Origin of the sequence: uncultured Dietzia sp., assembly GCF_937873725.1 — a bacterium.
In the GTDB taxonomy this organism is placed as follows: domain Bacteria; phylum Actinomycetota; class Actinomycetes; order Mycobacteriales; family Mycobacteriaceae; genus Dietzia.
Genome location: NZ_CALMYY010000077.1, coordinates 14551 through 29056, shown reverse-complemented (window position 1 = coordinate 29056; position 14506 = coordinate 14551). Strand labels below are relative to the sequence as shown.

Here is a 14506-nt window from a genome sequence, read left to right as displayed (position 1 = left end):
GGAGGCGGTCAGGCCTCGTCGTGCCTCGTGAGGTCGCCGGTCGCGGGCCCCTCGAGGAGCTCGCCGCACGCCGAGAACCGCGACCCGTGCCACGGGCAGTCCCACGACCTCTCGGCCTCGTTCCAGGCCAGGGCGGCTCCCATGTGGGGGCACAGCAGCCCGACGCGGCAGGTCTCGCCGTCGTCACCCGTCGCCTCCCCGATCGGGCGGAGGGTCGGCCGCGGCTTCCGGACGGCCGCCTGCGCCGCGGTCGCCGCCAGCTGGGCCGGGAGGTCCGCATACAGCGAGACCGACGTGCGCAGCACGCCGGTGAGCGTGGGCTTGCCGAAGGACACTCGCGGCTGCCGGCCCTCGAGCCGGTCGACCATGATCCCCGCCGCCGCCGGCGCGCCCGTGAGCCCCCACTTGCTGTACCCCCCCGCGAAGTGGACCCGGCCGCGGCCCCACGGCATCGGCCCGGACCTGGGCAGCAGCGTCACCGGGTGGAAGTCCTGCGCCGACCAGCCGTGGGTGAACTCGGCGCCCGGGAAGTACTTCTCCGCGTACTCCCGCAGCGAGTCGATCCTGGACGCGGTTCCTCTCGCGGTGCCCGTGCGGTGGCCGTTTCCGCCCACGAACAGCACCTCACCACCGGGTGTGGGCACCGTGCGCAACGAGCGGACCGGGCTCTCGACGGAGCCGTACATCCCGGACGGCAGGCCGCCGGGGTACTCGAACGCGCACAGGTAGGACCGCTCGGCCTCCATCGACGCCACCGTCGGGCCGCGGTCGAGGGCAGGGGAGGCGGTGGCCAGGACCGCGTTGCGCGCCGTGCAGGTTCCGCCGTCGCTGCGCACCTCCACGTGGGCGTCCTCCCCCTGACCGCGTGCCTTGAGTCCGGTGACCCGGGAATGCTCGACGATCCGCACGCCGAGCCCCGCCGCGGCCAGGGCCAGGGCCGCCAGCGCCTCCACGGGATCGAGCTGGAACTGGTCGGGCAGCTCCACCGCGGCCCGGGCCGGGAACGGGACGTCGAGCGAGTCGTGCCAGCGCGCGGGCAGGCCCAGGTCGACCAGGGTCGTCATCTCCTCGCGCAGGGTGGAGATGCCCCTGCGCCCCTTGGCGAAGGTCACCGCGCGGCGGCGCTGGGAGTCGACGCCGTGGACCTGGCAGAAGTCCGCCCACCAGTCCAGCCCGTGCTGGTTGGCCTCCGCGTACGCACGAGCGGTGTCGAGCCCGTGGGCCGACCGGATGGTCGACAGTCGGGTGCCCTGCAGCACGGAGACCTTGGCCGTGGTCGCGCCGCTGGCGCCGGCGCCGACGGTGTGCGCCTCCAGGACCACCACCGAGCTGCCGCGCGCGGCCGCCATCAGCGCGGTGATCAGGCCGGTGAACCCCGCACCCACCACCACGAGGTCCACGTGCTCGCCCTCGGGGAACCCGTCCGCCGGGGGATCGATCGGCGTGCGCCGCCAGAATGATGTGCCCATCGCGCGTCTCCTCCGGGCTCGGTGCGGGCCCCACGGACCACCGCCCCGCGGACCACCGTTCGCGGGTCTGCGCCAGCAGGACGCTTCTCTCGCGGGCAACTGTAGGTCGGTGCGCGGCGGCCCGCACCCGCTGGCGACGGAATGCCGAACTCGCGTCGGCACGCCGGACTCGCTCCGGGCCGGTGTGCCGGGCCGGTGTGCCGGGCCGGTGCCGCGATCGCGGCGATCGCGGCGCCCGGCCGCGCGGCCTACTTCGCCGTGAACCCGGCGTCCACCGGCAGCGCGACTCCGGTGATGTGCCGGCCGGACTCCTCCACCAGGTAGAGGACCGCGCGTGAGATGTCGAGGGGGTCGAGCATCGGCACGGGCAGCGCGTTGCCCATCGTGTGGCCCTCCGGATTGGCCTCGAACCAGCGCCCCATCTCCTCGTGCGCCACCATCGGGGTGAACACCCCGGCGGGGTGGATGGTGTTGATGCGGATGCTGTGCGGCGCGAGCCAGATCATGAAGCTCCGCATGAGCCCCACGACCCCGTGCTTGCTCGCGGTGTACCCGGTGGCCGCACCGGACCCGTCCCCACCGCGACCGCTCAACCCCTGGGTGGACGAGATGAGGACGATCGACCCGCCCTCTCCCCGCTCGATCATCAGCGGCGCGATCGCGTGGACGGTGTTCCACACGCCCACGAGGTTCACCATGACGGTGTCCACGAACGCACCGTGCGGGTCCGGCTCCTCGCCCCGCTGCGAGTTGATGCCCGCGTTGGCCACCACGATGTCCGGGACGCCGAAGCGCTCGCGACAGGCGTCGACCGCTCCCGCGACGTCCGCCGGTTCGCGCACGTCCCCCTTCACGGCGACGATCTCCCCGCCGACCGCCTCGACCTCGGCGACCGTCTGCTGCAGGTCGTCCGCGGTGCCGAGACCGTAGGGGACGGTGGCGATGTCCTCGCAGATGTCCATCGCGAGGATTCGCGCCCCACGCCGAGCGAGTTCCACGGCGTGGCTGCGTCCCTGGCCCCTCGCCGCGCCGGTGATGAAGGCGACCTTGCCCTCGAGTGACTGTTCCATGCGTGCACCGCTCCCGATCCCGTGACTTGACTGCTGTCAGGATTCAATCACCGGCGTGAAGGCGCTGGGCGGCGATCACGGAATCTGGGAGTGCGTCTGTGCCCGCTCACCCCTGGAGAGCGGACTCGATGTGGTGCCAACCGGGCATGATGTAGTCGACGAAGGTCTGCCATCCGTGGAGGCCCTCCTCGCCGTAGTCCACGTGATGCGCGATGCCGTGGCGGTCGAGTTCTCGGGAGAAGCTCTTGGTTCCCTCGATGACCCCCTTCTCCAGCAACAGGCCCTGCAGCATGCTGAAGTAGTCGTCGCCGTAATTCCGGCGATCCCCTTCCGAGATGGCCAGGCCCCCGGTCGCGAAGTACACGGCGGTGCCATCCAGTCCTTCGACATGGGAGATCGTGTCGTGGTACTTCCACAGGTCACTGCCGCGCCGGCCCCACATGTTGGCGGAATCGCCGCCGCGACCATCCACCGAAGCGCGGATCGACTGGTAGCCCAACTCATCCGTGGTCGAGTAATAGCCGGAGAGCGCCATGACGCCCCGGTACAGCTCCGGGTGGGTGGCCGCCAGATGCATGGCGGCCTGGGCACCCATCGACGCCCCGGCAATGCCGTTCTTGCCGTTGTGCTTCGTCTCCCGGGAGTTCAGTTCACGCGTGACGAGCCCCGGAAGCTCTTTCGTGAGAAAGGTCTCCCACTTGTTGTAGCCGAAGACCTCGTCGTTGCTCTGCCAGTCGGACCAGTACGTGGAGGGTCCTCCCGTGGGCGTCACCAGGTGGACGTTCTCGCCGGCCATGCGCACGGGCAAGTTCCCGGCACGCCTCCAGCCCGAATTCCCTTCGACGGAGTCGACCCCGTCGAGTAGGTACAGCACGGGTGCCGGCCCCGCGTCCCTGACGCGGGACGGGAGGACCTCGAGCACTATCTCGCGCTGCATGGCGGCGGAGGTGACGAGCCAGTGCTCGTAGTCACCGTGCTGGGTGATGGAACGGAGGTCGGTCGACGTGATCGACTCATCGGGCGGTCGCGGCGGGTTGGGGAGCTCCACGTATGACCCGGCACCACCGAGCGGGATGTTGGTGGACCCGGCCGACCCGAGTGACCCGAGTGTCGAACCCAGCGGGAGGGAACCGACGGCCGACCCGATCATCTCCACCTCCTCGAGCCCCAGGGACGAGGTGTCGATACCGCCTCCGATCTGGGCGGATGCGGGCACAGACGATCCGAGGAGCATCGCGGCCGCGAGGGCGCCGGCCGCGGCGCGGCGACGGAGGCGGGTGTTCATCGGGATCCCCTCAACGTGCATGGCTCGGTCATACAGAAGCGGTCCTGCGCATCCTGGTCGGGAGTGCGCAGGACCGCCTGCCGGAAGAGGTCTCAGGAACCGGACGAGCCCGACGAGCCCGACGAGCCCAGGGAACCGGACGAGCCCGCAGACCCGGAGCCCGGAGTGCCCGTCTCGGGGTCGACATCGTCGCCGTAGAGGGCGGGCTTGATGTAGTCCCAGCCGGAATCGAAGTTCTTGAGGAAGTTCGGCCAGTTGTGCAGACCGCTCGTCGCGTAGTCGACCTTCACGTTGTCGACACCGGCACGGTCGAGGGCCTTCTCGAACGCCTTGGTTCCCTCGCGGACGCCGCTCTCCAGCAGGAGGCCGAGGAACATGTTGAGTTCTCGAGTCGCCTGACCTTCGTAGTTCTTGAGGTCATTGTCGTCGATGGCGGGCGCGCCGGAGGACATGTACACGGCGGTGTCCTTCAGGTCCTGTGCGTGCGCGATGGTGTCATGGCGCTTCCACTCCTCGCTGCCGCGCGGTCCCCACATGTTCTCCAAGGTCCCGCCGCGGGTCTCGACGGTGCCGCGGATGGTCTGGTACCCGATGTCGTCCATGGTCGAGTAGTAGCCGCTGAAGGACATGACGCCCTGGTAGAGATCCGGGCGGGTGGCCGCTAGGTGCATGGCCGCCTGGCCTCCCATCGAGATGCCGCCGATGCCGGCCTTGCCGGAGGCGGGCACGTGACCGTTGGCCGCGAGCCCCTGGTTGACGATGCCCGGAAGCTCGTCAGTGAGGAACGTCTCCCACTGGTTGTAACCCAGCTTGGGGTCCTCGGCGTTCCAGTTGGCGTAGTACGCGGCGAAGGCGCCGGTCGGCATCACCACATGGACGTTCTCGCCGTCGAGTCGCGCGGCGATGTCGCCCTGGTGGTTCCAGCCCGAATTGCCCTCGGGGGCATCGACCCCGTCGAGCATGTACAGCACCGGCGCCGACCCCTTGTTGGCGACCCGGGACGGGACCACCTCGAGGATGACCTTCCGCTTCATGACCAGCGACTGGACCTCCCAGTACTCGTACCCGGTCCGGGAGGTGTAGTCGCTCGCATTGAGCTTGGCGACGTACTTCGCCTCGGTGATGGAGGTGTCGATCGGCTTGGGAGGCGGGCCGCTCGGGTCCGTGGACCCGGTGAGGGGGTAGTCCGACAGCCCGACCGAGCCGACGGAGCCGAGGACGGAGCCGAGAGGAAGGGCACCGGAGACGCTCAGGAGAGTGTCGTACTCCTCCGGGCTGAGCGAGGCCGGGTTGATCGCGTCCAGCTGCGCGTACGCAGGCGCCGTCGAACCCAGGGTCAGGGCAACGGCAAGGGCGCCGGCGGTCGCGGAGGCCAGGCGGCGGAGTTTGATCGACATGTAGCTCCAAATGTTGTGATAGGTGACATCACAATCTTAATCGCGTCTGAGACGGATCTGTTACCCGGCTGACAGCCCTCACTCCCCCCGAAGTGCCCCCACGACCGCCTCACGCAGGTCCTCCGGCCTGCGATTGGGACCGAAGCGCCCCACCACCTTCCCGTCGCGGCCGATGAGGAACTTGGTGAAGTTCCACGTGATCCGACCGCCCAGCAGCCCGGACTTCTGCGACTTGAGCCAGCCGTACAGCGGGTGCGCTCCGGAGCCGTTGACCTCGATCTTGGAGAACAGCGGGAACTCCACGCCGAAGTTGCGCTCGCAGAACGCGCCGATCTGCTCGTCGGTCCCCGGCTCCTGGTGGGCGAACTGATCGCACGGGAAGCCGAGCACCACAAAGCCCTGGTCTCGGAACTCCTCGTACAACTCCTGCAGGCCCTTGTACTGCGGGGTGAACCCGCACTTGCTGGCGGTGTTCACCACCAGCACGACCTGACCGGCGTAGTCGGCCAGGTCCTTCTCGCTCCCGTCCGTCAGGCTGGCCTGGAAATCGGCGATGGTGTGGTGCTCGGTGGCCATGGCGGCTCCTCGTCGTCGTCTGCGGTCCCTGGGTTGTGGGTTGTCCCCGCCCGCCATTCTCACCGCTGCGACCGCTCGCGTGCGGGCGTACGCCGGGAGGCCGGGTCAGATGCCCTGCCCTGCCCTGCCCTGCCTGCCTGCCCCCCGACCTGCGCTGCCCCAATGGACCACACCGCCAGCGCCACCCCGCCCACGCGCCTGAGTCCCGAAATCCACCTATCGGAGTGCGATCCACCTATGGACCTCCGTAGGTGGATCGCACTCCGATAGGTGGATTTCCGGGCCGCCGCAAGGGCCGCTTCGAGTCCGCCGCTCCGGCGGGGGTCGCCGCGATCGCCTCCGCCGTGGTGCTGGTGGCGGCCGTGGTCAACCTGGTCCGGCGGCGCCCGGCGGCCGGTCGTGCGCCCGAGCCCGCCGCGCAGCGCGCCCCATGACCACACCGGCCGCCTCGTCCGCGATCCGGAACGCGTCGGTCTCCCCGAGCACCGTCGCCGCGACCTGCGCACCCTCGTAGAGCTGGTGGATCGCCGTCGCGGTGGCCCTGTCCCCGCCGGCGAACGTCAGGAAGAGCTCGCGCATCCACCGCTTCTCATCCCGGACGGCCTCCGCGGCGCCCGTCTCCCCGGCGCCCCCCACCTCAGCCCACGCGTTGACGAAGGCGCAGCCGCGATCGTGCGACTCCGCCCACTGCTCGGCCCGCCGGAAGAACTCGGTGACGGTCCAGTCGGTCGCGTCGAGGTGGTCGACGAGGTACCGCTGCCAGCGATGCCCGCGCCGGCGCAGGTAGGCCTCGACCAATCCGTCCTTGGATCCGAAGCGCTGGTAGAGGGTGCGCTTGGTGGTCCGCGCCTCCTCGGCGATGAGCTCCACGCCCACAGCCGTGATCCCCCGTGAGTAGAAGAGGTCGTCGGCGGCCGCGAGGATGCGCTCCCCCACGTCGGTCGTGGCGACGATCGGCCACGGTTCAAGGGCCACGGGCGTCTCCCCTCGGGTGCCGGCAGGTGCACTGACAGTATACCGGTCGGTATGCTTTGCTCCCTCCCATGACCAGGACATCGGTGGCCGTGGGATTCGTCCTGCTGTGGAGTTGCGGATTCGTCGGTGCCGCGTGGGGGACCGCGGCAGCCGAACCCGCGGCGTTGTTGGCGTGGCGGTACGTCATCACCGCCGGACTGCTGCTCGCCGTCACCCCGCTCATCCGCGCCCGATTCGGCCGCCGGGACCTCGGCCGGCAGTGCGTCCTGGGCCTGACCGCGCACGTGGTGTTCCTCGGCGGCCTGTTCGCCGCGGCGGCGTCCGGGGTCGGCGCGGGGACGACGGCCCTGGTGTGCTCGGCCCAGCCCCTGCTCGTGGCGGCCGCCGGGGCCGCCTTCTGGGGCGACCGGCTGACACCGCGGCAGTGGACAGGGGTCGGGTTGGGGCTCGGAGCCGTGGCGATCTGCGTGGGCGGCGTGAGCGATCTCGGCCCCGCGCTCGCCCTGCCGGTGATCAGCCTGCTCGGCCTGACCTGTTCGGCGCTGCTGGAGCGTCGCTGGACACCGCGGGTCGACGTGGTGACCGCCCTGACGATCCAGGTGGGCGTCGCCGCGATCGTCTTTGTCACCGCCGCGCTGCTCACCTCGGGAATGACGGTCGAGCCGACCCCCCGACTGGCCGCCTCGCTCGCGTGGCTCGTCATCCCGGCCGGCCTCGGGGGCTACGGGGCGTACCTCCTCGCGCTGCGCCACCTCGGGGCCACCCACACGAGCATGCTGCTCTACCTCACGCCGCCGGTGGCGGCGATCTGGGCGTGGGCGATGCTGGGCGACCGGATCGGTGCGCCGCAGCTGATCGCGATGGTGTTGGGGATCGTCGCCGTTCTGCTCACCGTGAGCGCGGGACGGAACGATCACACGGAGCCGAGCCGGCCCGAGCAGAGCGGGCGGAACGACCGGTCCGGGACCGACCGGGCGGCGTCGCCCGTGTCAGGAGGCGAGGCGGCCGTGGGGCGGCGCCGCTGAGCTCCCAGCCACGCCTCCACGGGAGGCCTCCGCCGCCAACAGGGTCACCAACCGCTCGTAGGGCGACGGGCCGTTCTCGTTGGACTCGTACCGAGTGGCGTAGTCGAGGCTCCGATACCGTTCGAGCGCCTCCCGCGCCTCGTTCACCCGCCGCCGCAGGTTGGTGGCCCAGTCGCCGGGATGGTGCAGCACGTCGAGCCGGGCCGCCATCTTCGCGCGCGACCCGGGCAGGTCGTCGAGGATGTCGTCGTACACCTGGTCCGGCGCGAGGTCCGACCCCCGCACGGCGCTGCGCAGCAGGCTGTCCGCCTGGATCGCGCTGAGCGGATCGCCCGGCACCGCCACCCAGTAGGTGCGGTCGGGGATCGGCCCGAGGCGCCTGCCCGCGACGCCCTGGCCGCCCGGATCCTGGGTCCCCGGGAGCCACTTGTCGCGCGGCCGGAACGGATCCCCCACCATCCCCACCACCGCGACGCGGTCGAGCTGCTCGGGGTTCGCCTCGAGCCAGTCGTAGATCACCCGGCTCCCGCTGCACACGCCGACGAGCACCAGGAGATCCGACGGGTGCAGCCGGACCAACCGGTTGAGGTCCGCCACCCCGGCGGCGGCCGCCGTCTCCCACGTGTGCGAGCGGCGCGGGGTGATCACCCCGGGCGCGGGCCACTGGACCCGCACCGCGCGCGCGGCGCCGGTGCGTTCCACCAGTCACTCCAGGAAACGACCGAGTATGGCGGACGGCGGCCCGTATCCCCCGTCACTGTCGGCGATGAGTATGCGCACATTTCCCCCAGTTCGTAGCGCCCCTAAAAATATGACGCGACAGCATCATTGTCCTACGAACGCCCCACCCGGGGAAGTGCTCCGACCCGTTCGGGTCACGATTCTCAGCATCTTCCTCATGTTGACGGCGCACCCGGGGCGGTCCCGCGTCAGGTCCCGCAGAAGGTGACGTGGGGGGCGCCGTCGGGCGGGGCCGGGGCGGCGTAGCGCCCCAGTCCGGGGCGCTCGGTGAAGGGATCGGCGACGACGACGAGGAGCTCCTCGAACGGACCCGTATCCCCGGCCGTGGCCGCGTCCAGGGCCTCCTCCACGAGATGGTTGCGCGGGATGTAGAGCGGGTTGACACGGGCCATCGATCCCGGGTCGGGGTCGAGGGCCCGCCACCTCGCCAGCCACGGATCCGCCAGGTGCCCGACCAGGCCGCGCACGGCGGTCGGGTCGCCCTCCGCTGCGGCGCCGAGTGCGCGGAAGAACCCGGTGAAGTCGGGGCGGGTCGCGCCGAGCAGGCGCGAGAGTTCGTCGATCAGCTCGTCCGCCTCCCCGGCCGGGGCCCCGGCCGGCAGGCCCAGCTTGGCGCGCATCCCGGCCGTCCACGCCCGCTGGTAGCGGTCGGGGAAGGTGCCCAGGACCTCGGTGAGGAGCCGGACCGCCTCGTCCCTGTCGGGGTCGACGAGCGGGACCAGGGTCTCGGCGAACCGCGCGAGGTTCCACTGCATGATCGGCGGCTGGTTGGCGTAGGCGTACCTGCCCTGGGTGTCGATCGAGCTGAACACCGTGGCGGGGTCGAACCCCTCCATGAACGCGCACGGCCCGTAGTCGATGGTCTCGCCGGAGATGGTCGTGTTGTCCGTGTTCATGACGCCGTGGATGAACCCGAGGAGCATCCACCGCGCCACGAGCTCGGCCTGGGCGCCGAGGACGGAATCGAACAACGCCAGGTAGGGGTTCTCCGCGCGGGCGGCCTCCGGGTGGTGCCGGGCGATGGCGTGGTCGGCCAGCCGGCGCAGCACCTCGTCGTCGTGGTTCGCCCGTGCGTACTGGAAGGTGCCCACCCGCAGGTGACTGCCGGCCACGCGGGCCAGCACGGCGCCGGGCAGGGGCCTCTCGCGCTGGACCGTGTCCCCGGTCGCCACCACCGCCAGCGAGCGGGTGGTCGGCACCCCCAGGGCGTGCATGGCCTCGCTGACCAGGTACTCGCGCAGCATCGGCCCGACTGCCGCGAGCCCGTCCCCGCCGCGAGCGAACGGGGTGCGCCCCGACCCCTTGAGGTGCAGGTCGCGCCCGTCGGGGAGCTCGCCCATCAACAGCGCCCGCCCGTCGCCCAGCCGCGGCGAGTACCCGCCGAACTGGTGGCCCGCGTACGCCTGGGCGACCGGGGTGGCGCCCTCGGGGACGTGGGTCCCGGCCAGCAGGCGCACGCCCTCGTCACCACGCAGGTAGTCGGCGTCCAGGCCCAGCTCCGCCGCCAGCGGCTCGTTGAGCACGAGGAGGCGAGGGACGCTCGCCTCCGCGGCCCTCCACGGCACGCCGAGCTCGGGGAAGTCACCGGCGAAGCGGGAACCGAGGACGAGGCCGGGCCGGTGCTGGGCTGTCATCCTCCCGACGGTACGTCAGAAGTACTGGGAGCCTCCGTCGACGCTGATGTGCTCGGCGGTGATGAACTTCGACTCGTCCGAGGCCAGGAACGCCACGACGTTGGAGATCTCCTCCGGCTCGGCCCAGGTCTGCTCGAGGAAGGTCGTGCCCATGAGGTTGAGCGGGGGGTTGGACTCGCCCACCTTCTCGAGCTGGCTCACCATGTCCCCGCCACCCATGGGGGTCGCGACCCCGCCCGGGTGGATGCTGTTGACCCGCACGCTCCTCGGCCCGAGCTCCGCGGCGAACGCCCGCGTCATGCCGACCAGAGCGTGCTTGGAGGTGGTGTAGTGCACCATGAACGGCTGCATCTTCTTGCCCGCGTAGGAGCTGATGAGGACGATCGACCCGCCGCCGGCGGCGATCACGTGGTGCGCGGTGGCCATCACCGTGTTCCACACGCCGGTGGTGTTGATGTCGAGGGTCGCGCCGAAGTCCGCGGGGGTGATCGTGTCCCAGACCTGCGGGATGCAGATCCCGGCGTTGGCCACCACCACGTCGAGACGGCCAAGCTCGGCCACCCCGGCGTCGACGATCGCCGTCATGCCCGGCAGGTCCCGCACGTCGCCGATCGAGAGCAGCGCCCGGCGGCCCAGCTCCTCCACCAGCCGTCGGGTCTCGTCCAGGTCCTCCGGCGTGGCCGGGTCGTACGGCACCGCGTCGGGGAGCGGTCCGGCCAGGTCGAGGCCGATGATGTCGGCACCCTCCGAGGCCAGCCGGACCGCGTGGGCGCGGCCCTGACCCCGGGCGACCCCGGTGATGAATGCGACCTTGCCCTCGAGCCTGCCCGCCATGACGATCTCCCATTCTAGCGGTGTGATCCACACCATAGTCCCGGGCGTGGCCGGGCGCGGTCGATCCGCGGGCACCGGCGCTTGTCCCGCCCTCCCCGCGGGGGGAAGATGGTCTCATCCGACGAGGAAGGTGCGCCGTGGCCAACAAGAAGTGGAAAGAACTGACCCCCCGCCAGCAGACCGTCATCCTGACCCTGGCGTCCGTCCAGGTGTCGCTGGCGGCCACCGCGTGGGCGGACCTGGCCACCAGGCCGGCCGAGAAGGTGAACGGCAGCAAGGGCAAGTGGGCCGCGATCATCGCGATCAACTTCGTCGGCCCCGCCCTCTACTTCCTCAGAGGCCGGCGGCCGTGACCACCGGGAGGCGGGCGGGGGCGGCCGGAGGGGTCCTCCTCGTTGTGGTCCTGGTCCTGGGGGCGTGCGCGGCCGGACCCAACGCCGACGTCTCCGCCGGCGGCGCCGGGTTCTGGCTGGGCCTGTGGCACGGCATCATCCTCCCCGTCACCTTTGTCATCTCCCTGTTCACCGACTCCGTGACCATCTACGAGGTGGTCAACGACGGGAACTGGTACGACTTCGGGTTCGTCCTGGGCTTGGCCCTGTTCTCGGGGCCGGCGATGGCCGGCGGCCGGGCGCGGCGCGGGGCCTGATGCGGATCCTGGTCACCGGCGGGGCGCGGTCCGGCAAGTCCCGGCACGCGGTGCGGCTCCTCGAGGAGGCCGGGGCGGTGACGTTCGTCGCCCCCGGCCTGCCGATCGACCGTCTCGACGACCCGGACTGGGCCGCCCGGGTCGAGCACCACCGCGCGCACCGGCCGGAGGTGTGGCGGACCGTGGAGTCGGCCGATCTCGCCACCGCGCTCGCCGAGGCGCCCGGGCCCGTGCTCATCGACTGCCTGGGCACGTGGCTCACCACGCTGGTCGACGGCCTGGGGCTGTGGGACGCGCCGTCGGACCACGCCCGCGCGGTGGTCGACGAGCACACCGACGCCCTCTGCGCGGCCCTGTCCGGCCGGGACAACGTGGTCCTGGTGACCAACGAGGTGGGCTCGGGCGTGGTTCCCGCCCATCGGTCGGGCGGACTGTTCCGGGACCTGCTGGGCGCGCTCAACCAGACCGTCGCCCAGTGCTGCGACGAGGTCCACCTGGTGGTGTGCGGGCGGGTGCTCACGCTGTAGCCGGCGCCGCCGCGCCGCGCCGGCGAGATCCCGCTGGGTGAAATAACGACCTACTCACCTGTCCCGGACGATAATCGGTGTCACCCGCGCCGCCGAGAAGGGACACCGTGAGCACCGAGCTGATCACCGAGAAGGCCGACGAACCCAGACAACCGTCGCCACTGGCCACCGTGGCCCACACGGTCGCGCTCGCCGCGCGCCGGCTGCCGGTCACCGCGGTCGTCGTGGCCGCGCTGCTCGTGACCGGCGTGGTGTCCGAGTCGCTGTGGCGCGCGGCCCACCGGGCCCCGTGGTTCGACGGCGTGGCCTACGGCGTCCCCGCGCTGGAGGGCGGCCGCTGGTGGACGGTGCTCACCGGGCCCTGGTTCGGGCTCACCCCGCTGCAGCACGTCTCGCTGCTCATCCTGGTGGCGCTGGGCTTCGGGCTGTCCGAGTGGCGGCTCGGCTCGGCCCGCACGGCGATGGTCGCGATCGGCGGCCAGCTCATCGGCGTCCTGGGCGCGTTCGCGGTGGTCGTCCCCGGCGACGCCGTGGGCTGGGAGTGGGCCACGGAGCTGTCGGTGGTGCTCGACGTGGGGTGCTCGACCGCGGTGATCGCGGTCCTCGCCGCCACCACGGCCACGCTGGTCTCCCCCTGGCGACTGCGCGCGCGGGCCGTGCTCTACGGCTATGTGATCGTCTCGTTCCTCTTCCTGGGGAGCTTCGCCGACCTCACGCACCTCATCGCCTTTGTGGTGTTCCTGCTCGTCGGCGAGCGCTTCTTCTCCACCACCGAACACGGACTGCGGCCCCGCACCCGCCGTGAGACCCGGCTGATCGTCTCCGCCGGCATGTGGTTCATCGCGGCCGTCCACATCGTGGTCTACTTCGTCCCCGCCGACGGCCCCCTCGGCCCGACCGAGGCCGACGACGTGAGCCTGGTCAGCATGCTCCTGTCCGTCCTCGTCGCGGCGGTCACAGCGGAGTTGCTGCGCCGCGGCTTCCGGGCGGCGTGGATGCTGGCCCTCGCGTACGCCCTCCTCACCGCGATCTCCACGCTGGTCGTCACGGTGCTGGTCGTGTCCGCCGATTTCGAGAGCCTCGGCGCCGTCACCGCCGGGACCGGCCTGCTCTGGGCCGGCGAGGCCGTACTGCTGGTGTCCGGCCGGAACGCGTTCGGCGTTCGGGTCCGGCGCCGCGTCACCGGGTCCGGCGTGCACTCCGAGGACGTGGTGGACCGCGTCCGCACCCTGATCCGGCGGCACGGCGGCAGCACCATGTCGTGGATGATCACCTGGCAGCCGATGAACTACTTCTTCGGGCCGGGCGCGGACGACCCGGCGAGCCCGGCCGATCCGGACGGCCGGGCCCCGGGGGTCGTGGGGTATCGCCATCACTTCGGCACCATGATCGCCCTGGCGGACCCCGTCGCGGAGCCCGGGGACCGCGACCGGCTCCTCACCGAGTTCGTCCGGTTCGCCGAGGCGCAGGCGGCCGTGCCGTGCCTGTTCTCGGTGTCCGGCGAGACCGCCGACCGGATGCGGGCTCACGGCTGGCGGTCGCTGCAGATCGCGGAGGACACCCTCATGGACCTGCCGGACCTGGCGTTCGGCGGCAAGAAGTGGCAGAAGATCCGCACCGCCATGAACAAGGCCGAGAAGAGCGGGACCTCCTACGTGTCCGGCCTGCTGCGCGAGCAGCCGTCGGGGATCCTGGCCCAGGTCCGCGAGATCTCCGAGCAGTGGGTCGGGGACAAGGAGCTCCCCGAGATGGGCTTCACCCTGGGCACCGTGGAGGAGGCGCTGGACGGCGACGTCCGCATCGCCCTGGCGGTGGACGCCGAGGGGGTCGTCCAGGCCGCGCTGTCCTGGCTGCCCGTCTACCGCGGCGGCGCCGACGAGGGAGCTGGAGCGGGCGGCGTCCGCGGCTGGACGCTGGACGTGATGCGCAAGCGCAACGGCCCCGGCGCCAACAACATGATCGAGTTCCTCATCGCCCGGTCCGCGCTGGAGTTCAAGGAGGAGGGCGCGGACTACGTCTCGCTCTCCGGAGCGCCGTTGGCGCGAAGTGGCGACGACGACGAGGTGGCCGTCCTCGACCGCGGCCTCGATCTGCTCGGCCAGGCACTCGAGCCGTACTACGGGTTCCGGTCGCTGCACCAGTTCAAGAGCAAGTTCAACCCCCGCATCGAGCCCGTCTACCTCTGCTTCCGCGACGAGGCCGACCTGCCGCGGATCGGCGTGGCCATCGGGCGGGCGTACCTGCCCGGTGCCACGACCCGCCAGCTCGCGTCCCTGGCGCGGTCGGGTGCCGGCAAGGGCACCGACGACGCCGACGCCTGACCC

14 protein-coding genes are annotated in these 14506 nt (G+C 71.3%); 5 read left to right on the top strand and 9 right to left on the bottom strand.

Annotation, left to right across the window (positions count from 1 at the left end):
• Nucleotides 1-8: 8 nt before the first annotated feature.
• The 6 genes from Q0444_RS07860 to Q0444_RS07835 all read right to left on the bottom strand — a co-directional run bounded on the left by Q0444_RS07860 (nt 9) and on the right by Q0444_RS07835 (nt 6772).
• Nucleotides 9-1469 carry an FAD-dependent oxidoreductase gene (locus Q0444_RS07860; RefSeq protein WP_291082599.1) on the bottom strand — a complete coding sequence of 487 codons (1461 nt, stop codon included), beginning with the start codon at nt 1467-1469 and terminating at the stop codon, nt 9-11.
• Nucleotides 1470-1717: 248 nt separating this feature from the next.
• A complete protein-coding gene (locus Q0444_RS07855) occupies nt 1718-2539 on the bottom strand; it encodes a mycofactocin-coupled SDR family oxidoreductase (protein ID WP_291082602.1) in 822 nt (273 codons plus the stop codon).
• A gap of 106 nt (nt 2540-2645) precedes the next feature.
• On the bottom strand, nt 2646-3824 hold the full coding sequence (locus Q0444_RS07850; protein ID WP_291082605.1) for an alpha/beta hydrolase family protein: 1179 nt from the start codon (nt 3822-3824) through the stop codon (nt 2646-2648).
• 92 nt (nt 3825-3916) lie between these two features.
• On the bottom strand, nt 3917-5221 hold the full coding sequence (locus tag Q0444_RS07845) for an alpha/beta hydrolase family protein (RefSeq protein ID WP_291082608.1): 1305 nt from the start codon (nt 5219-5221) through the stop codon (nt 3917-3919).
• A gap of 78 nt (nt 5222-5299) precedes the next feature.
• On the bottom strand, nt 5300-5797 hold the full coding sequence (locus Q0444_RS07840; protein WP_291082611.1) for a glutathione peroxidase: 498 nt from the start codon (nt 5795-5797) through the stop codon (nt 5300-5302).
• Nucleotides 5798-6163: 366 nt separating this feature from the next.
• Nucleotides 6164-6772 carry a TetR/AcrR family transcriptional regulator gene (locus tag Q0444_RS07835; RefSeq protein WP_291082614.1) on the bottom strand — a complete coding sequence of 203 codons (609 nt, stop codon included), beginning with the start codon at nt 6770-6772 and terminating at the stop codon, nt 6164-6166.
• 68 nt (nt 6773-6840) lie between these two features.
• On the opposite strand from Q0444_RS07835, the gene Q0444_RS07830 reads away from it, so the two are divergent.
• On the top strand, nt 6841-7797 hold the full coding sequence (locus Q0444_RS07830) for a DMT family transporter (RefSeq protein ID WP_299022731.1): 957 nt from the start codon (nt 6841-6843) through the stop codon (nt 7795-7797).
• On the opposite strand, the gene Q0444_RS07825 is transcribed toward Q0444_RS07830, so the two are convergent.
• From Q0444_RS07825 to Q0444_RS07815, 3 genes are all read right to left on the bottom strand, one after another.
• The gene (locus tag Q0444_RS07825) at nt 7762-8499 is read right to left on the bottom strand and encodes a hypothetical protein (protein ID WP_299022728.1); all 738 of its coding nucleotides are present in this window, start codon (nt 8497-8499) and stop codon (nt 7762-7764) included. The genes Q0444_RS07830 and Q0444_RS07825 overlap by 36 nt on opposite strands.
• Before the next feature lie 227 nt (nt 8500-8726).
• Entirely contained in the window at nt 8727-10172 is a 1446-nt protein-coding gene (locus Q0444_RS07820) for a YdiU family protein (protein WP_299022725.1), read from the bottom strand.
• A 15-nt stretch (nt 10173-10187) separates the two neighbouring features.
• Nucleotides 10188-11006 carry a mycofactocin-coupled SDR family oxidoreductase gene (locus Q0444_RS07815; protein WP_291082651.1) on the bottom strand — a complete coding sequence of 273 codons (819 nt, stop codon included), beginning with the start codon at nt 11004-11006 and terminating at the stop codon, nt 10188-10190.
• Between the two features lie 137 nt (nt 11007-11143).
• Here Q0444_RS07815 and Q0444_RS07810 point away from each other — a divergent pair, with 137 nt between their 5' ends.
• The 4 genes from Q0444_RS07810 (at nt 11144) to Q0444_RS07795 (ending at nt 14503) form a co-directional block, all read left to right on the top strand.
• The gene (locus Q0444_RS07810; protein WP_291082626.1) at nt 11144-11359 is read left to right on the top strand and encodes a hypothetical protein; all 216 of its coding nucleotides are present in this window, start codon (nt 11144-11146) and stop codon (nt 11357-11359) included.
• Entirely contained in the window at nt 11356-11655 is a 300-nt protein-coding gene (locus tag Q0444_RS07805) for a hypothetical protein (RefSeq protein ID WP_291082629.1), read from the top strand. The genes Q0444_RS07810 and Q0444_RS07805 overlap by 4 nt, the downstream gene beginning before the upstream one ends.
• Nucleotides 11655-12182: a bifunctional adenosylcobinamide kinase/adenosylcobinamide-phosphate guanylyltransferase gene (locus Q0444_RS07800; protein WP_291082633.1), complete on the top strand. Its 528-nt coding sequence runs from the start codon at nt 11655-11657 to the stop codon at nt 12180-12182. The genes Q0444_RS07805 and Q0444_RS07800 overlap by 1 nt, the downstream gene beginning before the upstream one ends.
• Before the next feature lie 107 nt (nt 12183-12289).
• Complete coding sequence (locus tag Q0444_RS07795; protein WP_291082637.1) at nt 12290-14503, top strand: bifunctional lysylphosphatidylglycerol flippase/synthetase MprF; 2214 nt, start codon at nt 12290-12292, stop codon at nt 14501-14503.
• The last annotated feature ends 3 nt before the right edge of the window (nt 14504-14506 follow it).